Origin of the sequence: Cohnella thailandensis, from assembly GCF_014212135.1 — a bacterium.
In the GTDB taxonomy this organism is placed as follows: domain Bacteria; phylum Bacillota; class Bacilli; order Paenibacillales; family Paenibacillaceae; genus Cohnella; species Cohnella thailandensis.
The window spans coordinates 147,841-173,637 of record NZ_JACJVQ010000021.1 but is presented as its reverse complement, the minus strand read 5'-3'; the positions used below and the strand labels follow the sequence as shown (position 1 = coordinate 173,637).

Below are 25,797 nucleotides of genomic sequence, written 5' to 3'. Positions count from 1 at the left end.
ACCGATGATCAAGCCGGCGCCCCGCGTTCGGCTCCGTCCGGGCGTGCTTCTTCATTATCTGATTCTGACGCTTATCTCCGTCATCATGATCCTGCCGTTCGTCTGGATGCTCTCGACCTCGCTGAAGGAACCGTCGGACATCTTCGTCTTTCCGCCGCAATGGATTCCTTCGCCGATCCGCTGGGAGAACTATTCGGAAGTCCTGCAGGCCATTCCGTTCGGCCGGTTTTACTTCAACAGCGTCTATATCGCCGCTCTTGTCACCATAGGGACGGTGCTGTTCGCCTCCTTATCCGGATACGCGTTCGGACGCATTCCGTTCGTCGGGCGCAACCTCGTGTTCCTTATCCTGCTGAGCACGATGATGATTCCGCATGAGGCGACGTCGATTCCGATGTTCCTGTTCATGCGCGACCTGGGCTTTATCAATACGCATTTTCCGCTTATCGTCGTGCCGATCTTCGGCGCCGGAGGCGTGTTCGGCGTGTTCGTCATGCGTCAGTTCTTCCTGACGCTGCCGAAGGAGCTGGAGGAAGCGGCGATGATCGACGGCTGCTCCCGGTTCGGCATCTATTGGAGAATCATGCTTCCGCTCGCGGGACCGGCGATTTCCACGCTGACGATCTTCACCTTCTTGACCTGCTGGAACGAATTTTACGATCCTCTGATCTTCGTGAACAGCCGCGAGCTGATGACGATTCCGCTCGGCCTGTCGCTGTTTACCGACGAAGCGGGCACGTCGTGGCATCTGCTGATGAGCGCCTCGGTAATGGCCACTCTTCCGCTTCTCATTATTTTCTTCTTCGCGCAGAAGCAGTTCATGGAAGGCGTGGCGATGACCGGGCTGAAGGATTGACGGGAGCATAAGATTTCAATTAGAAAAAGGGGCGCGATGGAAGATGAAAAAAACGTTTGAGGCGGATGTCGTCGTCGTCGGCGGAGGCCCGGCAGGCATTATCGCGGCGATCGCGGCCGGCCGGCAAGGAGCCCGCACCGTGCTTATCGAACGGTACGGATTCCTCGGCGGAATGTCGACGGCGGCGCTCGTCTACCCGTGGATGACATTCCATACCGAAGCGGGAGAACAAGTCATTCGCGGCATTCCGCAGGAGCTGGTGGACCGTCTGATCGCCTGCGGCGGCTCTCCCGGCCATCTGCGCGACACGGTCGGCTTCGTCAGCACCGTGACTCCGTACCATCCGGAGCTGTTCAAGGTGACGGCGATCGATATGCTGATGGAGGCGGGCGTGAAGCTGCTGCTTCACAGCTTCGTCGACGATGTCGAGGTGCGGGAGGGTCGGATCCGAAGCGTGACGTTGACCGGCAAGTCCGGACGGATCCAAGTGCAAGGCTCCATGTTCGTCGACACTTCGGGCGACGCGGACGTCGCGAGCTTATCCGGAGCGCCCACCCGGATCGGCCGGGACGGCGACCGGCTCACCCAGCCGATGACGATGAAGTTCCGGATGCGCGGCGTCGACCTGGGAGCGGTGAAGCGCGCGATGATCGACAATCCGGACAACTTCTATCGCAAGACTCCGTTCGCCGATCTGGAGCGGATCCCGCTCACCGGCATTCAAGGCTTCTATGCGGAATGGAAGGCGGCGAACCTGCCGATCAACCGCGACCAGGTCTTGCTGTTCGCGGGGCCGGCGGAGGACGAGGTGCTGGTCAACTGCACTCGGGTTCAAGGGCTGGACGGGACCGACGTCGAGGACCTGACGAAGGCGGAGGAGGAAGGCCGCCGCCAGGTGCTGATGATGGCGGAGTTCCTGCAGAAGAGCGTGCCCGGCTTCTCGCGCGCTTCGATCTCGGCGGTCGGCGCGCAGATCGGCATTCGCGAGTCGAGGCGGATCGACGGGCTGTACAGCTTGACGATCGACGACGTCGTGTCCGGGCGCAAATTCCCGGACGCCATAGCTCGCAGCGGCTATCCCGTCGACATTCACGATCCCTCGGGCAAGGGAGTCAAGGCTGCCTGGATCGGAGGAGACGGAGCCTATGACATTCCGTACGGCTGCCTGGTCGCCAAAGGAATCGATAACCTTCTGGCCGCCGGCCGATGCATCTCGACGACGCACGAGGCGCTGGCGACGACCCGCCTGACGCCAAGCTGCATGGCGACCGGCCAAGCCGCGGGTACCGCCGCCGCCCTGGCGGCGCTGCAAGGGACCTCGGCCGCCGAAGTGGACGCGAACCGGTTGAGGGAATGCCTGAGGAAGGATGGCGCCGTCGTCTAGGGATGGCGCATTCCCGATAAAGATTGGCGAAATAAGATGCGGTTCCTCGAACGAGGACCGCATTTTTGCATGCCGCGGATGTGGGGGAGCGCGAGTATAAAAAAGATAGGAGAAACTGCAAAATAATTGATCCGATACTCCTTCTTTTCTGGTAAAATATGTTCTGCCTAATGACGAATACGACAAGCGATTATAGACAAGGGGGATTCCCATGAGCAAGGATCCGCGTATCGCCAATCTTGGCGACGAGCTGATCGCCAGGGCGGAGAAGGACCCGGCTTTCCGGCGGCTGCTGGCAGACGATTTAGAAGGAACGCTCCGGCAGGCGACCGCCGAAATTCTCTCTTCCAAGGATCCTTCGGAGCTGTCCGATCAGGAGCTGGAAGCCGTCGTAGGAGGCGCCGGGCTCGAATCGGAGGCTCAGTATCGAACGACGGAGTCGGGCAGCGACAACGCTAACGACCAAATGCAGCAAATGATGGAGCTCATTCGCCAAGTCAGAGAGAAGCTCTCGGATATAGAACAATCCAGAGCGGACACCTTCAAGGGAATTGCCAGGAATACGTAGGGAGCTAACCCGACTCCCGCTACTCCAATACGATCCGATAGGAAAAGGGCTGTCGCGCTAGGTGAAGAACCTCGCGGCAGCCCTTTTCGCATGCCTACACCCGAATATCCAATCGATTGCCCAGATTCGGGTCCAAGCTCTGGGTCATCATCTGCGCGAGATTCTGACCCTGCACTTCCATCTGATCCTTCATCAGAGAGAGGACCTTGATGCTTACCGCTTGCGCAAGCGACGCTTGACTCATCGATACGGATGCTGCCGCGATATCCATTTTGTCCACCTCCCTCCCTAATATCGGCGAAGGCTGCCGAAGGAATGAATAGACGGATTTGGATATAGGAGATTAGAACGAGAATCGATAAGAATCTGTGATAATAAACCATTAAATGTAAAATAATATGTGATAATTTAACTATTCTTTAGGTGAATTTTCCCAATCGCATGCTATTATCGAACTTGTCAACTACCTAGTTGATAGGAATTGTAGGACATTTAACCTAGTCGGAGGGGAATCGGGTTTGAGAAAAGCAAGAATCGCAACAGCTAGCCTTCTAACATTCGCTCTAACATTCGGATCCATGCTGTCCGCCGCATTCGGTGCGGTTCCAAAGGATGCCGAGAAGCACTGGGCTTCGGCTACGCTTACGAAATGGACCGAATCCGGTCTTCTCAAGGGGTATGAAGACGGGACGGTCAAGCCTGACGCTGCCGTTACCCGCGGCGAGTTCGCGGCTTTGCTCAATCGCGCGTTCGAGCTTAAGGAAGAAGCCGCCGACGCGGCTTTCGCCGACTTGCCGAAGAGCAATTGGGCGTACCATGACATCGCGGTAGCGCTCAAAGCAGGCTATATCCAAGGCAATGGCAACGGCGGCGCGGCTCCGAACGCGAAGACGACGCGCGAGGAAGCGGCTGTCATGGTGGCCAAGGCGCTGCAATGGAAGGGGGACGCGGGCGCCGACCCGATCTCGTTCAAGGATGCCGCGCAAATCTCCGAATGGAGCCAAGGAGCGATCTCCGAGCTTGCGGCCGCGAACGTCGTCAAGGGCGACATGCAAGGCAATTTCCGTCCGAAAGCGTCGATTACTCGCGCGGAAGCCGTCGTTCTGCTCGATGCCGCGCTTGGTTTGAAGAACGCGGCGAAGGTGTTCGATCAAGCGGGCGAATACGGCTCCGACGACCGGACTCAGACGATCGCGGGAGACGTCGTAATCTCCGCGAGCGGCGTAACGCTAACCAATATGGTCATTGCGGGCAACCTGACGATCGCCAAGGAAGTCGGCGACGGCGACGTTACGCTTAAGAAAGTAACCGTTAAGGGAACGACGAACGTTAACGGCGGCGGCGCGAACTCCGTTCACGTGGAGGATTCGGTTCTGCTGCGGATCATCGTCGATAAGCCTTCCGGCACGGTGCGTATCGTCGCCATCAGCGCGACGACCGTACAGGACGTCATCGTCAACTCGGCCGTTAAGCTCGAGGAATCGAACACGACCGACAGCGGCTTCACGAACGTAGAGCTGTCGAAGGCGCTGCCTAAGGACTCCGGCGTCGAGCTGGTCGGCCAATTCGAAGACGTTCGGGTGCTGGCCGCGAATATCCAAATCAACGTTCCGAGCGGCTCCATCGGGAATCTGTCCGTAGCGGAAGGCGCGGACAACAGCACGATCAACCTGAGCAAGGAAGCTCAAGTGTTGAAGCTCGTGCTCGACTCCGTCGCCAAGCTGATCGGCGAAGGCAAGATCGAGAACGCTACGGTCAACGAAGGCGCGAAGGGCTCCTCGTTCGAGACGAAGCCGAACGCAGTGGACGGAAGCGGCAAGGATACGGGCTCGACTCCAACGGGTTCGACGTCTCCGGGCGGATCGAATCCGCCGGGAACGACCGATCCGGGCACGCCTAGTCCAGGCAACGGAAACAACGAGTGCACGGAAAATTGCGCCGACGCTACGCTGCATTCCCTGTCGGTCGCGAGCAGCGTGTACATGGAGCTTGAACAGAGAGATGGCGGCAACCTTTTGCTAGGCACGGGCTATAGTCCGGACGTAATGTCTTACTCCGTTGCTATTCCTGCCGATTTCACCGAGTCGGATGTTACGCTAAGCGTATCGAGCGCCGTTTATTCTTCGGTTAGGTACACCGTGCAAACCGACGACGGCAATTACAGCTGGGGAAGCTTGGAGAACGGAGCGACCGAATTCTCCGTCCGACTGCAGCCGCATCATGATCTGCACGTCTATCTCTACGTGTACAGCGCCGACGGAGTGCGTTCCAAGCAATATCAAGTTCATTTCTACTATGAGCGTTCCCTTCAGGAAGCGTTCCGACTGAGGAATGCCGGCAACGGCCCTGAGGTAACTGTCTACCAATTAGAAACGGGCTCTCTCGAGAAGGGAGACCGGGTAACCATTACCGTCCCTGCGGCGGATACGACGCTGGGATCGGAGATTTCGGTAACCGAGACGGTCTATTACCCGAATGCTTCGTTCAATCTGGATGATTGGGGCAGGGGGAACCACTTTAGCCCGTCTTCGCTCCAAGGCGCGTTGCATGTGGTAGTCGAACGAGCGGGACAAACGGTTATGGACGGCGATTATCAATACGACCTGACGCCTATTACGGTAATCGAGAACCAAGCCGGCCTATCGGTCGAATTGTTGACCAAGGAAGAACTGCTTGAAGAAGACGCTACGAGCAATTCCGAGAGCAGGCATTCCTTCCAACTGAGAATCAACTTGAACAAGGAGACGGCGGACCCGTCCCTGCGGAACGCGCAGTACATCGAAATCAAATCGACGGACAAGTACTATACGGATACGCAGCCCCGCTTGTGGACGAAAGAAGATCTCAAGAACGTACAAAATCAGTTCACCGGGATGTTCTGGCCGATCAAGCTGTACGAAGGCGGTAATGAGCACGGGTTCCTGGGATACAAAGAACTGTACAATCAGTATCTGTACGTGTTCTACTATGATGCGCAAAAGAATCCGATCGGCTACTTCCTGTACGATCTAAACTTCGACTACGATCATGTTGGCAAGGATGTCAAGCTGATGCCTTCGAAGACCAGAGAGTAAACCGTAAGTCATCCAAACAACCGCCCGAAGCGAATAAGCTTCGAGGCGGTTGTTTTTAGATCCGGCTGCTTTGGGTAAGTTAAAGGACGGAAGGAATGTCCAACGAAGGGAGCGAGACGTCATGAAACAGAGCGCGAAGAAAGTCGCTTTCCTCTTGGCCGAGGGCTACGAGGACTCGGAGATGAAGAACCCTTACGACGCGATGATCGAGAACGGCACCGATGCCGTCATTATCGGGCTTAAAGCGGGCGAGGAGCTGAAGGGCAAGAAGGGGACGATCTCCTACACGACTCACCTCGCCGCTTCCGAAGCGAACGCGGCCGATTACGAGGCGGTGATCATCCCCGGAGGAAGCTCGCCGGAGAAGCTGCGCGGGGACAAGGCCGTACAGGACTTCGTGAAGCAGGCGAATAGCCGGGGCATCCCGATCGCGGCGATCTGCCACGGCCCGCAGGTGCTCGCGAGCGCGGGCCTGCTGCAGGGCAAGACGTTGACCGGCTATTCCGGCATTCAAGGCGAGATCGAGCAGGCCGGAGGCAAGTTCGTCGACAAGGAGGTCGTCGTCGACGGGAACCTGATCACGTCGCGGGGGCCGAAGGACGAGCCGGCGTTCATCCAGGAGACGATCGACAAGATCGGCGTAACGGCGTACTAAGGCTCCTCGACAGTTTAATAACGTTAAAACGCGAAACGCGGCATCTCGAACCCGAGAGCCGCGTTTTTGCGTATTCGCAATCTCGCAATCGGATCGTTTGACCCCTCAAGCGAAGGTTGCGAAATCTCGCTTTTTTACATTTTTCGGCACTATTTTACCTTAATGAATGCAGAATTCGGAGAGAAAATGCTAGAATGCTAGAGATAGAGGAATAGAGAGGGAAATAAAGGGCGATATGGCGGAGGGGGCCAGGCAAGTGAGGGGACGATGGCTGATCGTCTTGATCGTTATGCTTTTGATAGGAGGCTGCGCCTCGAACGGAAATAATCCCGTGCGGGGATCGGATAAAGGGGACATCGTCATCGGAGTCGGCTGGCCGCTCGCTTCCCGCAACGAAGGGCTGGCGGAAGGAGTGGCGATGGCCGCGGAGGAGATCAACTCGAATGGAGGCGTGCTTGGACGCCAAATCCGGATTGAGAGCATGGATGACGGCGGAACGGCAACGGAAGGCTTGGCCGTGGCGGGCAAGCTCGCGGAGAATCCGGATACGGTCGCTGTCATCGGCCACCGCGGCTCGTCCGTCTCGATACCGGCGTCCGCCATTTATGAGAAAGCGGGCATCGTCATGCTGACGCCGGGCTCGACTTCGCCTAAGCTGACGCAGAACGGATACCGGTACGTCTTCCGGATGATTCCGAGCGACGCGGAGATCGGAGAGCGAATGGCGCGCTATGCGGCTTCCCGAGGCTACAAGAGGGTAGCGATCCTATACGCGGACGACGAATACGGGCGCGGGCTGGCCAACGCGTTCGAGGACGGGGGCAAGGGACACGGGATCGACACGATCGATCGGCTGACCGGCTACTCGGATTCGGCGGAGCTGACCCGTCTCGTCCGCGAATGGGAAGCGCTTCGCTGCGATGCCGTGTTTATCGCCGACGTGATGCCGGCAGCGGGACGCACGGTTGCGGACCTGAGGCTTGCCGGCTCCAACCTGCCGGTGCTCGGCGGCGACGGCCTCGATTCGGACCAGCTGCCGCGGACGGCGGGAGCCGCGGCGGAGGGCGCGGTCGTCGCTTCGATCTTCAATCCCGAGGGCAACAATCCGGAAGTCGCCCGGTTCATAGCCGACTATGAGGCGAAGTACGGGACGAAGCCGGGCAAATGGGCGGCGCAAGGCTACGATGCCGTTCGGCTCCTTGCCGATGCGATCGCCCGCGCGGGCTCCGCGAAACCGGCCGATATCGCGCAAGCGCTGCGGGATACGAAGGGATGGACGGGCGTGACGGGCAGCCATGCCTTCGACGACGACGGCGAGCTGACGGGCAAGCCGATCGTTCTTAAGACGATCAAGAACGGGCAATTCCAATATTCCGACGGGCAGGAGGGATAGACGTGTCAACCCGGAACGTATTCCGCCAATCGGCGGTCGACCGCCTCTCCTCGCCCGAACAGCTCGATACGCTAACGCGCGTCACGACGCCCAAGGGGTGGATCGCGCTGGTTGCCGTGGGCCTGCTGATCGCGATAGCCGCCGTCTGGTCGATTGCCGGCAGCCAGTCGGTGAAGATAACCGGCGACGGCTTCATCGTAAGACCTGGAGGCGTCGTCGCCATTGGGGCGACCGTGGAAGGTCAGATAACCGACGTGAGAATCCGGCTGAACGACCAGGTCAAGCGGGGAGACGTCATCGCCAGGGTCAGTCAGCCCGAGCTGATGGACGAGCTTCTGCGGTTGCGCAACCTGCACCAGGCGACGGCAGCCTCGGATACGAAGGCGATCGCCGAGCTGGACGAAGCGATTCTCCTGCAGGAGCAGCTCATTAGCGAGAGAACCCGCATCGTCAGTCCTTATGACGGAAGAGTGCTCGAGGTCGGCGCGAAGAAGTACGACCGGCTGTCCGCCGGAGTCCCGGTGGCGACGCTGGAATTGGACGGCGGCACCCAGGGAGGCTTGCAGACGATCATGTACATCCCGGCGCAAGTGGGCAAGAAGATTACGCCGGGGATGGAAGTATCGATCAATCCTACGTCCATCAATAAAGAAGAATACGGCAACCTGCTCGGCCGGGTCGTCTCCATCTCGGAGTATCCCGCAACGCAGCAGAGCATGATGAACACGCTCGGCAACGAGGCGTTCGTCCGGCAGTTGTCGGTAACGGGAGAAGCTCTGCTCGAGGTACGGATCGAGATGCTGACGGACGGTTCCACGCCGAGCGGCTATCGCTGGTCGACCAAGGAAGGACCGCCGATGAAGCTGGACAGCGGGACGCCGATGACGGGCTCGATTACGCTTTATAAGCAGAAGCCGATCACCAACGTTCTTCCATTCATCCGATGAGGGGGGAGCGCATTCGATGAGACGGTTTACATTAGGGCGAAGAACCCGCAAGTCCGCTCCCGGCGACCGCGTCCGAACGCCGACGATCCTGCAGATGGAAGCGGTCGAATGCGGCGCCGCTTCGCTGGCGATCGTGCTGGCTTACTTCGGAAGGCAAGTGCCGCTCGAGAGGCTTCGCATCGATTGCGGCGTGTCGCGCGACGGCAGCAAAGCGATCAACATCGTGAAGGCGGCCAGATCGTACGGCTTGGCTACCAAAGCCTACCGCAAGGAACCCGGCGAATTGCGAGCCATGAAAGGGCCGATGATCGTCCATTGGCGGTTTAATCACTTCGTCGTGCTGGAAGGCTTCGGCCGGGGCAAAGTGTATTTGAACGACCCCGCGACCGGGCCGCGTACGGTGACGGATGAGGATTTCGACGAGTCGTTCACCGGCGTCGTCCTGACGTTCGAGCCGACGGACGAATTCGAATTCGCCAAGGAGCGATGGCGAACGCTTCGTTCGCTGCGCAGCCGTCTCGGAGGCACCGGCGACGGAATCGCCTACGCGGCGCTCGCCGGGCTGCTGCTCGTCGTGCCCGGGTTGGTGATCCCGGCGTTCAGCCGCATCTTCGTCGACGACGTGCTGCTGGCCGGCTTGTCCAATTGGCTGATGCCGCTGCTGATCGGGATGGGAGCGACGGCTTTGATCCGAGGCGCGTTGATTTATCTGCGCCAGCACTTCTTGAATCGGCTGGAGACGAGCCTCGCGATGAATATGTCGGGCCGGTTCGTCTGGCACGTGCTGAGACTGCCGCTAGCCTTCTTCCAGCAGCGCCACCCCGGCGAGATCATGTCGCGGATCGCCATCAACGGAAGGATCGCCCAATTGCTTGGGGGAGAACTGGCCTCGACCTGCCTGGATCTGGTCATGATCGTCTTTTACTTTATTATGCTTGTGCAGTACAGTTGGGCGCTGACGCTGGTCGGACTCGGCATCGCTCTTCTCAACTTCGTCTATCTCCGGTTCGTCTCCCGTTCGCAGATCGACCGGAACCAGAAGCTGATGCTCGACGCGGGGAAAATGGACGGGGTGTCGATGTCGGGACTGTCGATGATCGAGACTTTGAAGGCCGGCGGCTCGGAGTCCGATTTCTTCACCCGCTGGTCGGGCTGGCAGAGCAAGCTGATGAATACCCAGCAGAAGCTCGGAGAGACGGGCCAGGTTCTCTCGGCCGTGCCGGCCTTCCTGTCCGCGATCAACTCGGCGGTCATCCTGGTCGCGGGCGGCCTGCTCGTCATGAACGGCTCGTTCACGATCGGCATGCTCGTCGCCTTCCAGAGCTTGATGGCCAGCTTTCTTGGGCCTATCGGCCGGATTCTCCAGCTTGCGACGGCGGTTCAAGAGGTATCGGGCGGACTCGCCCGGCTGGACGACGTGTATCGGTATCCGCTCGATTCTTCCGCCGCTCGCGAAGAGGAGCCTCATCGGGAAGGAAGCGAAGAGGAGGAGAGGAGGCAGCAGCCGAAGATGCAGGGCAGCCTGGAGCTGTCCGGAGTTACGTTCGGCTACAACCCTCTGGAGGCGCCTCTTATCCGCGATTTCAGCCTGACGCTGAAGCCGGGAGAGCATGTGGCGCTCGTCGGCGGCACGGGCAGCGGCAAGTCGACGATCGCCAAGCTGATCGCCGGCCTGTACGAACCGCAAGCGGGCGAAATCCGCTTCGACGGGAGGGCGCGGGCGGACATCCCGCGAATCGTCATGGCCGGCTCGCTCGCTTCCGTCGACCAGGAAATCCGGCTGTTCCAAGGGACGATTCGGGAGAACGTGACGCTGTGGGACGACACGGTTCCCGAACGGGATATCGTGCAAGCGTGCAAGGACGCCCTCATTCACGAGGAGATCATGGCCCGGAGCGGAGGCTACAGCCATGAGGTGGCGGAGAGCGGGGCGAACTTCAGCGGCGGCCAGCGGCAGCGGCTCGAGATCGCGCGGGCCTTGTGCGGCAATCCTTCCATGCTCATTCTCGACGAAGCGACGAGCGCGCTCGACCCGCTGACCGAGCAGGCGGTTATGGACGGGCTGAAACGCAGAGGGTGTACCTGCGTGACGGTCGCGCATCGGCTTAGCACGATACGCGACGCGGACGAAATCATCGTGCTCGACCGCGGACAGGTCGCCGAGCGCGGCAATCATGAACAGCTCATTCGACTGAACGGCGCGTATGCGGCGCTCGTTCGAGCGGATTGAAGCGGGGCGGGAGGAACTCTCATGCATGCGTTACAATCCGAGGCCGAGTCGGCAGCGTCGACGGCGCTGCGATTCGGAGGCAAGCCCTTGCGCGCCCCGTCCGGCGGATTGCTGCTGGATGGCGGCGGCTTATGGCTGGTCAAGTCCGGAGGCGTCCGCCTGTTCACGGTGCTCATTCGGGAAGACGGCAGCTACGGAAGACGGTCGCATCTGTTCGACGCCGGCGCGGGGCGGGTGCTGTTCGGGATTGGGGAGCCGGCGGCTTCCGGAGGCGGAGACCGTATCGCCTTATTGGCTTCGTCGCTTGGCGATACCGAACTCGTCTCGCTGGAGAGGACGGCGGTTTACGAGATGGCGGCGGAACCCGCGCCGCGCGGATGGTTGGCGGGCGAGCTGAACCGATGGATCGAGGCGTGGCATCTCGCGCTGGCCGAGGAAGCGCTCGTCGCGCATCCGTTCGTGCTGCCGGCCGGCGAGATCGCCCGAGTGCTTGATGCGGCGGCGATTCGCACGGACGGCTCCGCACTATGGGTGCGTTCGGTAGAGGCGGATTCGCCTGCGCTTGCCTGGAACGTGCGCGGGAGAAGCATCGAGCTCGGACCATTGGGCGAAGAGGCGTTCCCTTTGAGCGGCCCGGGCCGTCTCGAGTGCGCCGGTCCGGTCTCGCTGCAGGCGGACGACACGGAGGCTTGGTGGCGAAGCGAACCGCGCTGGCGGAGCCTCGATCGATTCCACGGGATCGCGCTGTCGGCGCTGCTGCGCATTCGCGAAGAGGAGGACGAGTCGGAGCGGAACCGGCTGAAGAAGCGCATCGACAACGAAGCGCGGCTCCTCGATCGCGCGGTTTCGAAGCTGCGGGAGGTGCATGCCGGCGTTCCGTCGGCCTCGGCCGAGCCCGCGGAATCGGAAGGCCTCCTGCTATCGGCCGCGCGGGCCATTGGCCAATACATGGGCATCGAGGTGCATTCGGCTCCGTCGGGAGCGGGCGGCCAAGGCTCCCAAGGAATTCAAGCGATCGCGGACGCCTCGCGGTTTCGCTATCGGCGGGTGAAGCTGACGGATGGCTGGTTCAAGGAGGATAACGGACCGCTGCTGGCGTTCACGGAAGAGGACGACGGCCCGATTGCGCTCCTCCCGCGCCGCCCGGGGCGTTACGAGTATTTCGATCCATCGACCGGCACCGCGGTGCCCTTGACGGAGGAAGCGGCCGGGAGGCTGTCCGATACGGCCTATATGTTCTACAAGCCGCTTCCGCCCGGAGCCTTGAAGCTGATCGATATCGTTAAGCTGGCGGCGGACCGAAGCGCGTGGCGGGATATGGCGGTCATGCTGGCGATAAGTCTCGTCGTCGGCTTGCTGGGGCTGTTCACGCCGGTCGCTACCGGCATCCTGTTCGACAGCGTCATTCCGGAAGCCGACCGGACGCAGCTCGTCGAGATGGCGTTCGTGCTGCTGGGATCGTCCGTCGCGGTGTTCCTATTCGAGCTGGCGCGCGGCAGCGCGGTCATGCGGCTGGAAGGGCGCAGCGACATGACGATCCAGGCGGCGGTATGGGATCGCTTGCTCCGGCTTCCGGTCGGTTTCTTCCGCGATTATTCGTCCGGCGACCTGGCGATGCGGGCCAACAGCATCAACGCGATCCGCAGGCAGCTGTCCGGCATCGCGCTGTCCACGCTGTTCGCGGGCGTATTCTCGTCCTTCAACCTGCTGCTGCTGTTCCGCTACGACACCGGCATTGCTTTTGTCGCGGCGGGGCTCGCCCTTATCGGCATCTTGGCCAGCGCCGGCTTCGCTTATGCCCAGGTTCGCTATCAACGCGAGTTGATGAAGGACCAAGGGAAGCTGTCCAGCCTGATGCTTCATCTGTTATCGGGGATCGCCAAGTTCCGGATCGCGGCGGCGGAGAGCCGAGCGTTCTATCTGTGGGCGAATTTATTCGGCAAGCTCAACCGGATCGGCTTCAAGAGCAACAGGCTGCAGGCTTACTTCGCCGTTTATCAGGCGATTTTCCCTATCGCGACTTCCATGGTGCTCTATTACTCCGTCGTTTCGATGGGCGAAGGCAGGATCAGCACGGGCGACTTCATCGCTTTTTTTGCGGCCTTCTCCTCCTTCCTGTCCGCAATGCTGGCCATGTCTTCCTCCCTGCTCTCGATTATGGGAATCGTGACACTGTACGAGAGGGCGAAACCGATTCTGGAGGCTCTGCCGGAGGAAGCGGACGGCGGAGCCCATCCCGGAACCTTAAGCGGGAGCATCGAATGGAGCCGCGTCAACTTCCGCTACGAGAAGGATGGTCCTTGGATCGTTCGCGACGTGTCGCTTGCCGTCCAGCCGGGGGCATTCGTGGCGATCGTCGGCGAGTCCGGAAGCGGCAAGTCGACGCTTCTTCGCCTGCTGCTCGGATTCGAGAAGCCGGAGTCCGGGACGGTCCGGTATGACGGCCAAGAGCTTGGAAGCCTCGACATCCGCGAGGTGCGGCGCCAGATCGGCGTCGTTCTGCAGAGCGCGGAGGTCATGGCCGGCGATATCCGCGAGAATATCGTCGGTTCGACGGGTTTGTCGATCGAGGAGGCATGGGAAGCGGCGGCGATAGCGGGGCTGGATACGGACATCCGCGAAATGCCGATGGGCATGCACACCGTCATCGCCGACGGAGGCGGCACGCTGTCCGGCGGCCAGAGGCAGCGGCTTCTGATCGCCAGGGCCATCGTCCGCAAGCCGAGAATTCTGCTTTTCGACGAGGCGACGAGCGCTCTCGACAATCGAACGCAGGCGGTCGTCAGCGAAAGCTTGGAACGTCTGCAGGCGACGCGGATCGTCATTGCCCATCGCTTGAGCACGATTCGGCACGCGGATTTGATCGTCGTCATGAAACGCGGACAGATCGTCCAGAAGGGCACTTATGAGGAGCTTATGGAGCAAGACGGCGAATTCGCGGAGATGGCGCGCAGGCAGACGGTATAGTCGGCTCGATAAATAGTTGTACAACGTTCATTAATCGAGGTAAGATACCGATAGAGGTAATGGAAGAAAATGTTTGAAATTAGGGATTCGGGAGGAATTGGACGATGAGTTGGGAACAGCAATGGGAGCAGATCGAGCGTCAGATGGCGGACAAGGCGAAGGCGGAGCCCGCATTCGCGGAATTGGTGAAGACGGACTTCGAGGAAGCGGTTCGACAAGTGTCGGGCTTCTCCATTCCTTTGGCTCAATGGGAAGCGGCGGCCGTCAATCCTTCCGATACGGGCGAATTGTCGGAGGATGACCTGGAGCTGGTCGTCGGCGGCACGCAATCCGTTAGCGGCGTAGGATCTATCGACCTCTCTTCGATGGACCTGGAATCGGCATTAATGATGGTCCAGAGCCAGCGCGCGCAGATGCTCGAGGATGCATTAAGGAACCAAATGTCGAATACGACCGGAGATTCGCAGATGGACTTGCTTCGTCTGCAATCGCTGACGAACAAGCGCAACGAAGCGTTCGATGTCATGACTAACTTCATCAAGAAGATGCAGGACAGCAGGAACTCCATTCTCGGCAATATGCGATAAATGCAGCTTCCGGCCTCGGATGAGACTATCCCGGCGTAAAAAAAGGCGTGTTGCAGCATGAGAAGATCTCAACGTTAATGGCGGCGTCGGGGAGATTATCCCTGACACCGCCATTTTCCATCAGAGCGCAAAAACCTCGACAAGCTTGGAGGCGGCGGCAGCCGATCCGGAACGGCTTCGAGAAGGCGAGCCCCGCTGGCTCTCCTCCAGCTTCTCGATCTCCTCCCACAGAATCGCTTCGAAAGTACGGCGCTGGATCTGCTCCAGCCGTTGATAAGCCAGGGTATGCGTCACCCCGAAGTGCGAGGCGATCCAGTCGGCGGCTTCGCTCTGGCGATCGGGCAGGCGCACGTCGCGAAGCATGAAGTAAGGAACGGACGCGTACAGGACGAACCGGTTCGCGTCCGCCTCCTGGTGCTCCAGGAACGACTGCGGCATCATCGTCTGGCTGCCCGCATGCCTCAGAACGTGGCACAGCTCGTGCAGGAAGTCCTCCCATTGCTCGACCCGGCTCAGCCTTCGGTCCAACAGAATCGAACGCAGTCCCATCCATTCCAGTGCTTTGCTGGACTGGTTCATATAGTGAATCCAGACGTTGAGACGGGAAGCGACCTCGTCGACGTTAAGCTGGGCGGGCGACGAGATTCCGGCTCTCCTCCACAGGTTCTCGATCCACTGCTCCATCGGAGTCGGCTTGTAGTATCGAAGCATGGCTGCACCTCATTTTAGGGGAATGTATGTTCGCATTAAGGGTGAAAAGAAACGCCCTATCGGGCGGCTTTTCTAATCATAATACAGATCGGACGATTTGTTTACTCTCCCTGACGGTCGCCAGGCTTGCGATTCCGTTCTTTCTCTCGGATAAACTCCCAGAATCTCAGCATTTCTTCTTTTCTCTCCGCCGGGGCATCCAGATATTCCTTAAAAAAAACGCCGTGCTCCGGGTTGTTGACGAAGCGTTCGAACTCGGCATAGAGGGAGGAATCGCTCTTGGCGAGCGTCGAGTCCTCCGTCCGGCCCAGCAAATAATCGGTCGTCGTGCGGTAAAATTCGGCGAATCGGCTTAGCATCTCAGGCTCCGGCTTGCGGTCGTCCGATTCGTATCGGGAGAGCTGCACGTTGCTGATCCCGAGCTCCCTGGCGGCGTCCAGCTGCGTCAAGCCGAACCGCTCGCGCCTCTCTCTCAGTCGCTTGCCCAGTGTCATAGAGAATCTTCCTTCTCTCCGGAATTGGTAGGTTTAGTATAGCATATTTTCCGATTCGGTAAAACCATGAAATAATTTTGGTTGAAACTGGGTTGACTTTTGCCGTAACGGTAATATATGATTCTCTCAGATTCAGAATTTGCCAAATCACATAGACGCATGGAAGATTTGTGACTGTTGTTTTGAAGTGATTTTGCCAAATTGGCAAAACAAATAATCTTCTTAAGAGGGAGCGTGGAAAAATGAGTTTTCAACCGAAGCTGGTGAGAAAAACCGATCTGGGCGGAGCGACTTTAGAGAATTATAGGGAGACTCGACGGGGGCTGCTGCTCGCCGCCGATCGGCTGACTCGCCGGATAAAGAGAATCGAGCCGGTGCGGACGGTGGAGCAGATGGAGGCGGTGCTTACGCTAGAGAACGACCGCAAGCTGATCGTCGAGATGATCTCGAGCTGCTCTTATGTCATCGAATGGTTGGAGACGGGCAGAAGGCCGGGCAACCGCCGCGGAGCGGAGCGTCTGGCTTCCTATCAGAGAGAAATTCCGACCGATCCGGCGCTTCTTCCGGTAAGAGGGAGTACGGATGTCTACGGATTCGAGGAGCCGGAGAGGGAAGAAGAAGGGCGGTCTAACCGATTGGACGCGGCAATGAGGGGGTTGACGGAGAGGGAACGCGACTGCTATTCGCTCGCTCATGGGCAAGGCTGCTCGCTGTCCGAGATAGCCGAACTGCTTCACATCAGCAAATCGAGCGCGGGCACCTATACGACCCGGGCTCAGCGCAAGATCGCGATGAATATCGGCAAGCCGGTCGATCTCGTAGGATGAGGAGCTTGTCGTACGATTGCCACTTATGGATGAGAGGGTCGTAACGGCCCGATCGCATAATCGATACGGGAGGGCAAGCGAACATGAAGCAGAAGGATGTGGCGGCCGATGCGTAACGGAATCCGACAGCGTCTCATCGCCGATATTCCCGAGATCGCGGGGCGCGTGCTCGAATCCCATGAGGACGGCTTGACGGCGGACAAGCCTTATCTCGTTCTCGTACAGGGAGAGGAAGCTTCCGTCAACGATTGGACGGGCTTTAACCGCTTCTACGAGGTATGGCCTTACGAAGCGGAAGCCGCGGGCTTCGAGGCGGTTGACCGGCTCGGACAAGCGGTCATTCAATCGCTTGACGGCCAAACGCTGACGGATTCTTCCACGGGCGAAGTATTCACCTGCAAATACGCGGGTACGGCCGGTTCCGACTTCCCGGACGAAGAGCGGCAAGCGCTGACGAGGGGGCTTCGCTTCTCCGTCGCGGCCGTCGAGGCAGCGGAACGGGCGGAGACGGTGCCGAGAGATGCCTGGACCGAGGCGCTGATCGATTGGACGAAGTCTCTGCTCGGAGCCGCGTGGTCGGTCTACGGCGAGAGGTGGCCGCCAGGCTATCTGGCACCCGCCATTCTATGGAGAATCGTCGGGCTGGAGACATCGGACGGGAACGCCGCAGCCGTGAAGACTCGCAAGCAAGTGACGGGTCACGTGCTCGGACGAACTCCGAACGAGCAAGCGGAAGCGGTCGTTCGGATTGCGGAAGAGCTGAAGCGAAGCGGAAAAATCGAGCTGAATGCGGAGGCGAAGCAGTTCGTCGCCGTTCAGGAGTGCGCGGCCATGATGGAAGCCGATGCTCTGCGATCGGGCCAACTGTCCGTGACGCTGTCCCGGCGTTCGGTTCGAAGCGACGGGAGCTCCTCGGAGGACGCGCCTCTCATGAGGGAAGTCCGCTATCAATCTATCGCGCATTGAGGTGAAGGGAATGGCTGGCAAGAAGAAAGCAGCCGGAGCAAGGGCCGACATCGAAAAGATACTTTATGAGGCCAATGAGCTCATCCGGCAATCGAGGGAGCTGTTCGCGGTGTCTTCGGATGCGGCGGCAGGAGCTCTGTCCGGCTTGGGGGACGGTCGCAAGTCGCTCTCGTTGGAAGAAGCGCAAGATCTCATTCATCAATTCATGAACAGAAAGGTGAGCTGATACGATGGCTGGAGGAAATTGGAGCACGACGGACATGCCGGTACTGCCCGGCTTTTACATGGCTTTTAAGGCGGCTGCCGCGGCGGCGATTCAACCGGGGACAAGAGGCGTCGTCGCCGTCCCGATCCGGGCGCATTGGGGGCCGACTCGGGATATTACCGAGATTGCGAGCGAGAATGAGGCAATCGAGACTTTCTCGGCTGTCTCCGAAGGAGGCGCGACGGCTTATTCGACCTTGCGTCTCGCCCTGCTGGGCGGAGCGAACAAAGTCTTGGCCTATCGCCTGTCGGACGGTACCGATGCGGCTGCTTCCGTAGCGCTTAAGGATACGACGGAGACGCCGGTAAACGTGCTGAAGCTGACTGCCCGGTATACGGGCGAACGAGGCAATGAGTTCAAGGCGACCGTTCAAACCAATGCGGCGGATTCGAGCAAGAAGGATCTCAAGCTCTATGAAGGAGCGACGCTGCTGCGCACCTTTACGTTCGCGGGAGGTTCGATTCAAGAGGCCGTCGACTCTATCAACGGGGATTCCGCCAACAAGTGGATCGTCGCCGAGAAGCTGAGCGAGGGTAACGGAGTGCTGGCCGACATCATCGGGTCCGCGATGACGGGGGGCGCCTCCGGCATTAACGGCATCGACAATGCGGATTATTTAGCCGCGTTCGAAGCGTTCGAGACGCAGTCTTTCAACGCATTCGCGCTCGACGGTGTCACGGACCCGGCTCTTCAATCGAGCGTCCTGTCTTGGGTAACCCGCATTCGTTCGGAAGGACTCGGAGTGATCGCCGTTCTTGGCGGCTCTACGAGCGACGATCAGGCGGCGGACGCGGTAGCGAAGGCAACGGCGCGCAGCGCGACCTTCAATTGCGAAGGCATCGTCAACGTCGGCGTCGGAGCGAAGGAAGGCGACGTCGTGTACAGCTCGGCTCAGCTCTCCGCCTACGTCGCAGGCCGAATCGCCGGTCAATCCTTAAGCGAATCCACGACGTACGCATCCGCTCCTTTTGCCGACGTGTCGCGCCGCTGGACCCGCAGCGAGCAGGAGCAGGCGGTTCGCGGCGGCGTTTTCCTCCTCGTGCATGACGGTCGTCAGGTGAAGGCGCTTCGCGGCGTAAACAGCCTGGTATCTCCGGGTCAAGGCCAGAACGCGGCGTGGAAAAAAATCCGCACGATCCGAGTGCTCGACACGATCAATTCCGACCTGCAACGTACGGCGGAGGACAGCTACATCGGCAAGGTCAACAACACGGAGGAAGGACGTCTGGCGCTGATCGGCGCGTGCAAGCAATACTTGCAGTCTTTGGCTCAGTCCGGCGTTATCGAAGCGACCGGCTACAACGTGTATGAGGACAAGAGCATCGTCGCCGAGGCGGATCAGGTCTTCTTGAAATGGGAAGCGCGGCTGACCGACGTGGTAGAGCAAATTTTCGGCACGTTCACCGTGCAATAAGGGGGATAACGGAACATGATGGATCCGACTAGAGCGATTCTTGGCACGTACGGGCAAGTGTTTATCGACGGCGTCTGGCAGACGAACATCAACCACCTGGAGGCTTCCGTCGAGGTGGAGAAGCGCGAGCTGAAGCTGGCGGGCGCGGAGTGGACCGTCCATAAGCTCGGGGCCAAAAAAGGGACCGGTACGATGAGCGGCTACAAGGTGACGAGCGACATGGTGAGGCGCGGCTTCGCGAAGTTCGACGTCATCAACAAGCTCAGCGATCCGGAGTCCTACGGCTTCGAGCGCATCCGCCTGATCAATTGCGTGGCGGACAAGATCCAGCTCGCCAACTGGACGGCGGGCGAGGAAGTGGCGGAGGAGACGGCCTTCACTTTCGAGGGCTACGAGCTGCTCGACCCGATTACGGCTAACTGATTCTGCGAGGAGGACTGGCAATGGCATTGGAATTCGAAGCGTTGACCGAAGATCAGGTTCTCGAGCGGCTGCTCGCCGCGGACACCGTGCCGGAGAAGGCCGTTCTGCTGGAGCGCCTTGGCATCCCGGTGCGCCTGCGCGGTTTGACGGGCAAGCAGGTGTTCAGCATTCGCGAGCGCTGCACGGAGCGCAAGGAGAAGCGCGGCCAGACGATCGAGCGGCTCGACGAGGAGCTGTTCAACGTCTCGCTGATCGCGGCCTCCACCGTCTCCCCGAACTGGGGAGACTCGAAGCTGCTCGCGAAGTTCTCGGCCAGCGGCGCCGAGGAGGTCATCAAGCGCATCCTTCTCGCCGGGGAGCTGTCGGCCCTGGGTGACGTAGTGCTTGACCTGTCCGGCTTCAACACGGAGCTCGAAGACGTAAAAAACTGATCCGAACCGGGGCGAAGGCCGGCATGCTTCATGCCATCTGGGTCCGCCATCACCTGCGCCCCGGTCAGTTCTGGCAGCTGCCGCGCGGCGAGCAGCTGTTCTTGATGGCGAGCATGGAACTCGAACTGGAGGCCGCCTCCCAGGCGGCCGGCTCCGGCTAGAAAGGAGGGATGGATATGGCTTCGGAGCAGATTGTTATTGACGGGAATGGTGTGGACAGAGCCGGGAAGGTTTTTCAGACGACGGGTAAATTTTTGGAACAAGTTCGAAAACGTTCGGAAATACTGAGCCGGATTCAAGTGTCTCCAATGGTCCGACTGATGGATTTGGCCTCGGGACCGTTAAGCCAAATCTTCTCGCGGCTCGCCGAATATGCCCAGAAGCAATGGGGGATCTCTGTTAGAGTCGTGCCTGCGTCTTATCAAGGGGCTTTTGCGGCTGCGGGAACAGTTGCTGGCGGCGTGTTTCTGAACTCATTCCTAGAAGCTTTTGACGCTAGCAAGATTGCCGACAAAGCAAAATCCTCGATGGACGGAATTACGGTTAACGTTAAGGTTGAGGGTGGGGCTGGCGAGGACAAGGGAGTAAGCGGTGATCTGAATGATATTTTGAAAGATACGCTATCTGGGTTTCTAGGTGGAGTCTTATCAAATACCTTTTCAGAAGGTGAAGCTGGAAAGAAGAAAGGAAAAACGTGGATTGGTTCAGCTCTAGGAAAGTTGAGCTCATCCCCAGTAAAGACCGAGAGTCCTGATGTGCGAACATCCTCTAAGCTTCCTATTCAATCTAAACCGTCTACTCCTTCTAAACCTCTTGCCCAACCAGAACCAACAACAAAGAAGTTCTCTCTGCAACCATTGAGTTCGTCTAATAAGTCAAAGAGTCTCCCTGCTCAATCCAAATGGCCATCAGGTTTGCGAGGATTCTCTAAAAATTTTAATAATAATGGTTCTTCAAACGGATTCGCCAACATGGGATTTGCAAATATGGGACTGCCTAGCGTTCCCGGTGCCAAACAGATCCTCAAATCAAGCAGCAAGGTCCTTAGACCTCTAGCCATCGCATCTGACGTTGCCAACATCGCGGCCGCGAAACCAGGTAACGAACGCAATGCGGCCATCGGCAAAGCGGTTGGAGGGACGGTCGGCGCGACCGCTTTGGGAGCTTTAGGAACCATGATCTTGCCGGGCGTTGGAACGGCGATCGGTACATGGGCTGGAGGGATGGCAGGCGATTGGGTTGGAGAGAAAATCGGCGCCAATATTAACAAAATCAAAAAACTATGGCCCTTCGGAAACAAGAATAAAAAGAAAAAAGCGCCGGAGGCGATTCCCGAACCGTCCGAGACCACTTCCGCTCGGCGGGAGGGGGGCATTGGTCCGGTCATAGGGACTGGCATGGTGGCGGGAGCGGCAGCAAGCACGATCTACTCGCGGACAACTATGGGAATCAAGAGTGCGCAGCAGCCTCCGGCTCCCGCCCCAACCAACGTAAGCATCATGAACGGAGCGGTTCAGCTCAGCATCCAGCAAAACCAAAAAATCGATTACGACGCCATCTCCGCTCAGATCGGAGCCCAGCTCGCGGTCTCGATCCGCCAAAGCATCGAGAACCGCGCCTAATTCCCATGAAACACGATTAGAGAGCGGGTGAAAGCGAATGGACATTTATTTGATAGACGGCTCCGAGAAATTTCAATTTCCGGTGAACCCGGAAGAGATCTCGATCAACCGGGAGAAGCAGTACGAGACGTTCCAGATCCTCTCCCTGGGCGAGGTTGATATGGCGCAGCAGGAGAAAATCAAGGAGATTTCGTTCTCCTCGTTCTTCCCTATGGAGGAGGATCCCAGCTATTGCCGGTATGCCGGCATTCCGGATCCCCAAGAGGCGCTCGAGCGGCTGATCACTCTCCTAAATTCCAAAAAACCGGTTCGTCTCCTCATCACCGAAACGGCCGTTAACGTCCTTGTTTACGTGTCTTCGGTCAATACCGTCTTTAGGGGCGGCGAGCCTGGCGACATCTCCTTCGATATCGCCTTCCGCACTTGGCGGGAGATGAAGGTAAAGAAGGCGGGCTCGGAAGCGGCCGATGCGGTTGCCCCTGCTCGGACGGACACGAAGGCGGTTCCCAAGGTTTACGTCGTTCGCGCGGGCGACACTTTGTCCGCGATTGCGAAGCGGGAGCTGGGGAGCAGTTCGAAGTGGAGCGCTATCTATGAAAAGAACAAGACGACCATCGGCAAGGATCCGAACCGAATCGTCGTCGGGCAGAAGCTGGTGATGCCGTGAGTTACGAGGTAGTTCTAGCCGAGAAATACGATCTCACCGATCTGGTCGAGGAGATCTCGATCGAAGAATCGCTGGAGGAGATCGCCTGCCGGGCGAGCCTTCAGCTCGCGGTTACGGCCAATCTTCCGACCGTCGCTCCCGGCCAGGCGATTCGAATCTCGGGAACGCCTTACGGATCGACGGGGAAGACGGACCTGCTGAATCCCGGGCTCGTCTGGGAGTGCTCCAGCACGAATAACGGAAGCAAGCGGTTGAGCCTGACCGCATACGACCGGACGATCTATCTGGCCAAGTCCGAAGACGAGCGGCTGCTGCCCGCTGGACAGACGGCCTCGCAAAGGCTGAGGGCCTACGCGAAGGACTGGAGCATCCCCATCGGAACGCTTCCGGACACCCGGATCCTCCTCGCCCGCAGCGTGAAGCGCAGACAGTCCATTTTCTCCATGGTGCAGGAAGATTTGAGGGAGACGGCCGACAAGGGCGGCGACATGTACCGTCCCCGAATGAGCGCAAGCGGCTTGGAGCTTGTCCGCATCGGCGGCAACTCCACGATCTGGGAGCTGGAGACGCTGGAGGAGGTCACTCAGCTTCGTACGCTGGAGGGCGCGGTGACGCAGGTGAAGGTGCTCGGGAATTCGGGGAGCGACAAGAAGCTGTCCCCGGTGCTGGCGCTGGTCAAAGGCGAGACGGAGAAATACGGCACGCTGCAAAAGGTCATCCAGGACTGCAAAATCGAGTCCGTCGCCGAAGCGAAGGAAGCGGCCAAGAACATGCTGATGGGAATGCAGGAGACGTTCACCGTGACCGCGCCCGATATCAACACGATCCGCGCCGGGGACAAGGTTCGCTTGAATGGACTGGACCTCTTCGTGACATCGGTGAAGCACAGGCTGGGCACTCCCGGTCATATGGAGCTGGAGCTGGCCGGAGAGGCGAAAGTTAGGAGGGATTGGTGTGGCTGATCCTTATCGAAATCTGGTCTCGTCGCTTGAGCAGAGGTTCAACGGAATCGTGTCTCAGGCGGTATCGGGACTTGGAGCGGAGCTAGGTACGATCACGGCAGGCGGGCTCAAGCTCGATTCGTTCAAGCATGAGATTCCGGACTACGGAGTCGCGGAGTGGATGGCGAAGCTGCATGTTCCGGCCTTTACCTGGGTGGGGACGATGACCTCTCCGGTGCAAGAAGACGGGATCCCTCTAGCGGGGGCTTCGACTTCCGCTCCGACTCGATTCGATTTCGATGAGGCGGAAGTGGAAGGGGTCCGGGTGGAGATAAAAGCCGGATTCAGCCCCGGCGATCGGGTGCTGGCGATTCCGGTCAACGACGGCAACCACGCGGTGGTTGTGTGCAAGGTGGTGGGAGCGGATGGCTAATTTATTTCCCGAGGCAGAGGCGACGGCGGATGAACCGGTGACGATCCGGGAAGATCAGTTCGCCTTCGGGCGGAGTCCGAAGTTCGATTATCTGGCGGGGGACTTCGTTCGAACCCCGACCGGCAGAATGGCCGAGGTCGAGGGGACGGACGCTTGGCTCGAATGGTGCGCCAAAGCGCTGCTAACGGAGCGGTATAAATACTTGGTGTATTCGCGGGACTACGGGCAAGAGTTCGAAGGCTTAATCGGCCTGAACCTGTCACGGGAGGCGGTCCAGAGCGAGATCGCTCGCATTACGACGGAGACGCTTTTGGCCGATCCTCGGACCGCTGCGGTAGGCCATTTTACTTTTGAATGGGAGAAAGAGCGGGTCACGTTTGCTTGCGAGGTAAAGAACGTGCGCGAGGAGACGGGGACCGTTCAAGGAAGCGTGGTGACGACGAGATGACGACGGTTTTGCCGGATTATTTGCAGGAGCAGACGGAGGAAGCCATTATGGCCCGGATGCTGGCTCGGCTCCCTTCGGATGTAGACCGATCGGAAGGATCCTTCTTCTGGGACGCTCTGGCTCCTGTCGCTTACGAGCTGTTCAATTCGGCGGTTTGGGCGCAGGAGGTGCTGCGGCGGGGATTCGCTTCCACGACGTTCGGGGCTTATCTGGATCTTAGGTGCGAGGAGCATGGCATCAGCCGGAAGGAAGCCCAGAAGGCGACCGGATCGGTGAAAATCACGGGAGCTGCGGGGACGGTCATTCCGGCGGGAACGCTGGCGGCGACGGAGGCGGATGCGGCGACGAGCACACCGTCCGTCGAGTTCGAGACGATCGAAGAGGCGACTCTGAATTCGGACGGTATGGCGACCGTTGCGATTGCGGCGGTCGAACCCGGAGCTCACGGCAACGTGGCGGCTTCGGCGATCAAGCTGCTGATGACTTCCGTAGGAGGAGTTGCCGGGATTACGAATGAGGCGGAGACAGGCGGGGGCGCGGACATAGAGAGCGACGAAGCGTTGTTGGGTCGGCTTATGGCCAAGATTCGCCAGCCGGCCACCTCCGGCAACGCGGCTCAGTATCGCCAGTGGGCGCTGGAGGTGCCGGGGATAGGCGATGCGAGGGTGTTCCCGACCTGGAACGGGCCGGGAACGGTGAAGCTGGTGCTCGCGAATCAGGCGGGTAAGCCCGCCGGTGCCGAGCTGGTCGCGGAAGTGGCCGCTTATGTGGAGAACGTGCGGCCGATCGGAGCGACGGTGACGGTGGCTTCGGCCGAGCAGAAGAGCATTGCCGTGGCCGCCAAGGTTACTCTCGCCACAGGTTATACGCTGCAGGATGCCCAAAACTCGTATGAGACGCTGGTAGAGGATTATTTTCAGGAGACGGCCTTTAAAACCTCTTACGTGAGCTATGCCAAGCTGGGCACGCTTCTTCTCGACGTCCCCGGGATCGTGGATTATGAAGAATTCTTGGTCAACGGGGCTTCGACCAACGTCGCGCTGACGGACGAACAGATTCCGGTGCTGGGCAGCGTCTCTCTGGGGGTGTAGGGGATGGGATATTCTTTTGCCGCTAAGCTGAACAAGAAGGCCGCCGGAGAAGTTTATTCGATCGAGGAAGCCTTCGAGACGAAGGACGGCGTCTATGAAGGTCCGCTCTCTCACGACAATGTGCCGCCGAGTTCGATTCAAGCGTATACCGGACCCAAGTTCACGGGAGAAAGGGTAACGAACTTCACGGTATCGATTCCGTCGGAGACGCCTTGGAAAAGAGAGATTCGGATTTATACGACAGCGAATCCCGTCTATGTCGTCTATGAAACGCCGGGGGATACCGTGGAAGCGGAGGACATCAATCTTCTGCAGGATAGACTGGCAGCCACTCAAGACGAACTGGAACGATACAAGAGCTCGGGGATCATCGACGGGGGTTCTTTTAAAGAGGAGGTTTAAA

27 protein-coding genes are annotated in these 25,797 nt (G+C 59.2%); 24 read left to right on the top strand and 3 right to left on the bottom strand.

The window, feature by feature from the left end:
* Window positions 1-4 precede the first annotated feature (4 nt).
* From H7B67_RS24935 to H7B67_RS24925, 3 genes are all read left to right on the top strand, one after another.
* On the top strand, window positions 5-856 hold the full coding sequence (locus H7B67_RS24935) for a carbohydrate ABC transporter permease (protein ID WP_245364030.1): 852 nt from the start codon (window positions 5-7) through the stop codon (window positions 854-856).
* A 43-nt stretch (window positions 857-899) separates the two neighbouring features.
* Window positions 900-2,240, top strand: coding sequence for an FAD-dependent oxidoreductase (locus H7B67_RS24930; protein WP_185122590.1), 1,341 nt, complete (start codon window positions 900-902; stop codon window positions 2,238-2,240).
* A gap of 211 nt (window positions 2,241-2,451) precedes the next feature.
* Window positions 2,452-2,808, top strand: a complete 357-nt coding sequence (locus H7B67_RS24925) for a hypothetical protein (RefSeq protein ID WP_185122589.1) — start codon at window positions 2,452-2,454, stop codon at window positions 2,806-2,808.
* A 94-nt stretch (window positions 2,809-2,902) separates the two neighbouring features.
* Here H7B67_RS24925 and H7B67_RS24920 read toward each other — a convergent pair whose 3' ends face one another.
* Window positions 2,903-3,079 (bottom strand): YjfB family protein, encoded by a 177-nt coding sequence (locus tag H7B67_RS24920; RefSeq protein ID WP_185122588.1) that lies wholly within the window; start codon window positions 3,077-3,079, stop codon window positions 2,903-2,905.
* A 247-nt stretch (window positions 3,080-3,326) separates the two neighbouring features.
* Here H7B67_RS24920 and H7B67_RS24915 point away from each other — a divergent pair, with 247 nt between their 5' ends.
* The 7 genes from H7B67_RS24915 (at window position 3,327) to H7B67_RS24885 (ending at window position 14,661) form a co-directional block, all read left to right on the top strand.
* The gene (locus H7B67_RS24915) at window positions 3,327-5,882 is read left to right on the top strand and encodes an S-layer homology domain-containing protein (protein WP_185122587.1); all 2,556 of its coding nucleotides are present in this window, start codon (window positions 3,327-3,329) and stop codon (window positions 5,880-5,882) included.
* 121 nt (window positions 5,883-6,003) lie between these two features.
* Window positions 6,004-6,537: a type 1 glutamine amidotransferase domain-containing protein gene (locus H7B67_RS24910; RefSeq protein ID WP_185122586.1), complete on the top strand. Its 534-nt coding sequence runs from the start codon at window positions 6,004-6,006 to the stop codon at window positions 6,535-6,537.
* Between the two features lie 256 nt (window positions 6,538-6,793).
* Window positions 6,794-7,930 carry an ABC transporter substrate-binding protein gene (locus tag H7B67_RS24905; protein WP_185122585.1) on the top strand — a complete coding sequence of 379 codons (1,137 nt, stop codon included), beginning with the start codon at window positions 6,794-6,796 and terminating at the stop codon, window positions 7,928-7,930.
* Window positions 7,931-7,932: 2 nt separating this feature from the next.
* Entirely contained in the window at window positions 7,933-8,877 is a 945-nt protein-coding gene (locus H7B67_RS24900) for an NHLP bacteriocin system secretion protein (RefSeq protein WP_185122584.1), read from the top strand.
* A 16-nt stretch (window positions 8,878-8,893) separates the two neighbouring features.
* Entirely contained in the window at window positions 8,894-11,107 is a 2,214-nt protein-coding gene (locus H7B67_RS24895) for an NHLP family bacteriocin export ABC transporter peptidase/permease/ATPase subunit (protein WP_185122583.1), read from the top strand.
* A gap of 21 nt (window positions 11,108-11,128) precedes the next feature.
* On the top strand, window positions 11,129-14,074 hold the full coding sequence (locus H7B67_RS24890; RefSeq protein ID WP_185122582.1) for an NHLP bacteriocin export ABC transporter permease/ATPase subunit: 2,946 nt from the start codon (window positions 11,129-11,131) through the stop codon (window positions 14,072-14,074).
* 104 nt (window positions 14,075-14,178) lie between these two features.
* Window positions 14,179-14,661: a hypothetical protein gene (locus H7B67_RS24885; RefSeq protein WP_185122662.1), complete on the top strand. Its 483-nt coding sequence runs from the start codon at window positions 14,179-14,181 to the stop codon at window positions 14,659-14,661.
* A 120-nt stretch (window positions 14,662-14,781) separates the two neighbouring features.
* On the opposite strand, the gene H7B67_RS24880 is transcribed toward H7B67_RS24885, so the two are convergent.
* Window positions 14,782-15,372: an ImmA/IrrE family metallo-endopeptidase gene (locus H7B67_RS24880; RefSeq protein WP_185122581.1), complete on the bottom strand. Its 591-nt coding sequence runs from the start codon at window positions 15,370-15,372 to the stop codon at window positions 14,782-14,784.
* A 101-nt stretch (window positions 15,373-15,473) separates the two neighbouring features.
* A complete protein-coding gene (locus tag H7B67_RS24875) occupies window positions 15,474-15,866 on the bottom strand; it encodes a helix-turn-helix domain-containing protein (RefSeq protein ID WP_185122580.1) in 393 nt (130 codons plus the stop codon).
* 242 nt (window positions 15,867-16,108) lie between these two features.
* Between H7B67_RS24875 and H7B67_RS24870 the strand changes: the two genes are divergently transcribed.
* From H7B67_RS24870 to H7B67_RS24805, 14 genes are all read left to right on the top strand, one after another.
* A complete protein-coding gene (locus H7B67_RS24870; RefSeq protein WP_185122579.1) occupies window positions 16,109-16,693 on the top strand; it encodes a sigma factor-like helix-turn-helix DNA-binding protein in 585 nt (194 codons plus the stop codon).
* Window positions 16,694-16,801: 108 nt separating this feature from the next.
* Window positions 16,802-17,659, top strand: a complete 858-nt coding sequence (locus H7B67_RS24865) for a hypothetical protein (RefSeq protein ID WP_185122578.1) — start codon at window positions 16,802-16,804, stop codon at window positions 17,657-17,659.
* A gap of 10 nt (window positions 17,660-17,669) precedes the next feature.
* A complete protein-coding gene (locus H7B67_RS24860; RefSeq protein ID WP_185122577.1) occupies window positions 17,670-17,885 on the top strand; it encodes a YqzN/YkzM domain-containing protein in 216 nt (71 codons plus the stop codon).
* A 4-nt stretch (window positions 17,886-17,889) separates the two neighbouring features.
* The gene (locus H7B67_RS24855; protein ID WP_185122576.1) at window positions 17,890-19,338 is read left to right on the top strand and encodes a phage tail sheath family protein; all 1,449 of its coding nucleotides are present in this window, start codon (window positions 17,890-17,892) and stop codon (window positions 19,336-19,338) included.
* A gap of 15 nt (window positions 19,339-19,353) precedes the next feature.
* Window positions 19,354-19,761, top strand: a complete 408-nt coding sequence (locus H7B67_RS24850; protein ID WP_185122575.1) for a phage tail tube protein — start codon at window positions 19,354-19,356, stop codon at window positions 19,759-19,761.
* A 20-nt stretch (window positions 19,762-19,781) separates the two neighbouring features.
* Complete coding sequence (locus H7B67_RS24845) at window positions 19,782-20,192, top strand: phage tail assembly chaperone (protein WP_185122574.1); 411 nt, start codon at window positions 19,782-19,784, stop codon at window positions 20,190-20,192.
* Between the two features lie 23 nt (window positions 20,193-20,215).
* Window positions 20,216-20,353: a hypothetical protein gene (locus tag H7B67_RS24840; RefSeq protein WP_185122573.1), complete on the top strand. Its 138-nt coding sequence runs from the start codon at window positions 20,216-20,218 to the stop codon at window positions 20,351-20,353.
* A gap of 15 nt (window positions 20,354-20,368) precedes the next feature.
* The gene (locus H7B67_RS24835) at window positions 20,369-21,814 is read left to right on the top strand and encodes a hypothetical protein (RefSeq protein ID WP_185122572.1); all 1,446 of its coding nucleotides are present in this window, start codon (window positions 20,369-20,371) and stop codon (window positions 21,812-21,814) included.
* A gap of 37 nt (window positions 21,815-21,851) precedes the next feature.
* Complete coding sequence (locus H7B67_RS24830) at window positions 21,852-22,481, top strand: LysM peptidoglycan-binding domain-containing protein (protein ID WP_185122571.1); 630 nt, start codon at window positions 21,852-21,854, stop codon at window positions 22,479-22,481.
* Window positions 22,478-23,443, top strand: coding sequence for an XkdQ/YqbQ family protein (locus tag H7B67_RS24825; protein WP_185122570.1), 966 nt, complete (start codon window positions 22,478-22,480; stop codon window positions 23,441-23,443). The genes H7B67_RS24830 and H7B67_RS24825 overlap by 4 nt, the downstream gene beginning before the upstream one ends.
* Window positions 23,436-23,855 (top strand): hypothetical protein, encoded by a 420-nt coding sequence (locus H7B67_RS24820; RefSeq protein WP_185122569.1) that lies wholly within the window; start codon window positions 23,436-23,438, stop codon window positions 23,853-23,855. The genes H7B67_RS24825 and H7B67_RS24820 overlap by 8 nt, the downstream gene beginning before the upstream one ends.
* Complete coding sequence (locus tag H7B67_RS24815) at window positions 23,848-24,303, top strand: DUF2634 domain-containing protein (protein ID WP_185122568.1); 456 nt, start codon at window positions 23,848-23,850, stop codon at window positions 24,301-24,303. Before H7B67_RS24820 ends, H7B67_RS24815 begins: the two co-directional genes overlap by 8 nt.
* Window positions 24,300-25,394 (top strand): baseplate J/gp47 family protein, encoded by a 1,095-nt coding sequence (locus H7B67_RS24810; RefSeq protein ID WP_185122567.1) that lies wholly within the window; start codon window positions 24,300-24,302, stop codon window positions 25,392-25,394. Before H7B67_RS24815 ends, H7B67_RS24810 begins: the two co-directional genes overlap by 4 nt.
* Window positions 25,395-25,397: 3 nt before the next feature.
* A complete protein-coding gene (locus H7B67_RS24805; RefSeq protein ID WP_185122566.1) occupies window positions 25,398-25,796 on the top strand; it encodes a phosphoglucomutase in 399 nt (132 codons plus the stop codon).
* Window position 25,797: the final 1 nt, after the last annotated feature.

Bases quoted from the DNA above. Each gene is read 5' to 3' on its own strand.
- H7B67_RS24935 (WP_245364030.1), top strand. From the start codon at position 5: ATGATCAAGCCGGCGCCCCGCGTTCGGCTCCGTCCGGGCGTGCTTCTT.
- H7B67_RS24930 (WP_185122590.1), top strand. From the start codon at position 900: ATGAAAAAAACGTTTGAGGCGGATGTCGTCGTCGTCGGCGGAGGCCCG.
- H7B67_RS24925 (WP_185122589.1), top strand. From the start codon at position 2,452: ATGAGCAAGGATCCGCGTATCGCCAATCTTGGCGACGAGCTGATCGCC.
- H7B67_RS24920 (WP_185122588.1), bottom strand. From the start codon at position 3,079: ATGGATATCGCGGCAGCATCCGTATCGATGAGTCAAGCGTCGCTTGCG.
- H7B67_RS24910 (WP_185122586.1), top strand. From the start codon at position 6,004: ATGAAACAGAGCGCGAAGAAAGTCGCTTTCCTCTTGGCCGAGGGCTAC.
- H7B67_RS24895 (WP_185122583.1), top strand. From the start codon at position 8,894: ATGAGACGGTTTACATTAGGGCGAAGAACCCGCAAGTCCGCTCCCGGC.
- H7B67_RS24890 (WP_185122582.1), top strand. From the start codon at position 11,129: ATGCATGCGTTACAATCCGAGGCCGAGTCGGCAGCGTCGACGGCGCTG.
- H7B67_RS24885 (WP_185122662.1), top strand. From the start codon at position 14,179: ATGAGTTGGGAACAGCAATGGGAGCAGATCGAGCGTCAGATGGCGGAC.
- H7B67_RS24880 (WP_185122581.1), bottom strand. From the start codon at position 15,372: ATGCTTCGATACTACAAGCCGACTCCGATGGAGCAGTGGATCGAGAAC.
- H7B67_RS24875 (WP_185122580.1), bottom strand. From the start codon at position 15,866: ATGACACTGGGCAAGCGACTGAGAGAGAGGCGCGAGCGGTTCGGCTTG.
- H7B67_RS24870 (WP_185122579.1), top strand. From the start codon at position 16,109: ATGAGTTTTCAACCGAAGCTGGTGAGAAAAACCGATCTGGGCGGAGCG.
- H7B67_RS24865 (WP_185122578.1), top strand. From the start codon at position 16,802: ATGCGTAACGGAATCCGACAGCGTCTCATCGCCGATATTCCCGAGATC.
- H7B67_RS24860 (WP_185122577.1), top strand. From the start codon at position 17,670: ATGGCTGGCAAGAAGAAAGCAGCCGGAGCAAGGGCCGACATCGAAAAG.
- H7B67_RS24855 (WP_185122576.1), top strand. From the start codon at position 17,890: ATGGCTGGAGGAAATTGGAGCACGACGGACATGCCGGTACTGCCCGGC.
- H7B67_RS24850 (WP_185122575.1), top strand. From the start codon at position 19,354: ATGATGGATCCGACTAGAGCGATTCTTGGCACGTACGGGCAAGTGTTT.
- H7B67_RS24845 (WP_185122574.1), top strand. From the start codon at position 19,782: ATGGCATTGGAATTCGAAGCGTTGACCGAAGATCAGGTTCTCGAGCGG.
- H7B67_RS24840 (WP_185122573.1), top strand. From the start codon at position 20,216: ATGCTTCATGCCATCTGGGTCCGCCATCACCTGCGCCCCGGTCAGTTC.
- H7B67_RS24835 (WP_185122572.1), top strand. From the start codon at position 20,369: ATGGCTTCGGAGCAGATTGTTATTGACGGGAATGGTGTGGACAGAGCC.
- H7B67_RS24830 (WP_185122571.1), top strand. From the start codon at position 21,852: ATGGACATTTATTTGATAGACGGCTCCGAGAAATTTCAATTTCCGGTG.
- H7B67_RS24815 (WP_185122568.1), top strand. From the start codon at position 23,848: ATGGCTAATTTATTTCCCGAGGCAGAGGCGACGGCGGATGAACCGGTG.
- H7B67_RS24810 (WP_185122567.1), top strand. From the start codon at position 24,300: ATGACGACGGTTTTGCCGGATTATTTGCAGGAGCAGACGGAGGAAGCC.
- H7B67_RS24805 (WP_185122566.1), top strand. From the start codon at position 25,398: ATGGGATATTCTTTTGCCGCTAAGCTGAACAAGAAGGCCGCCGGAGAA.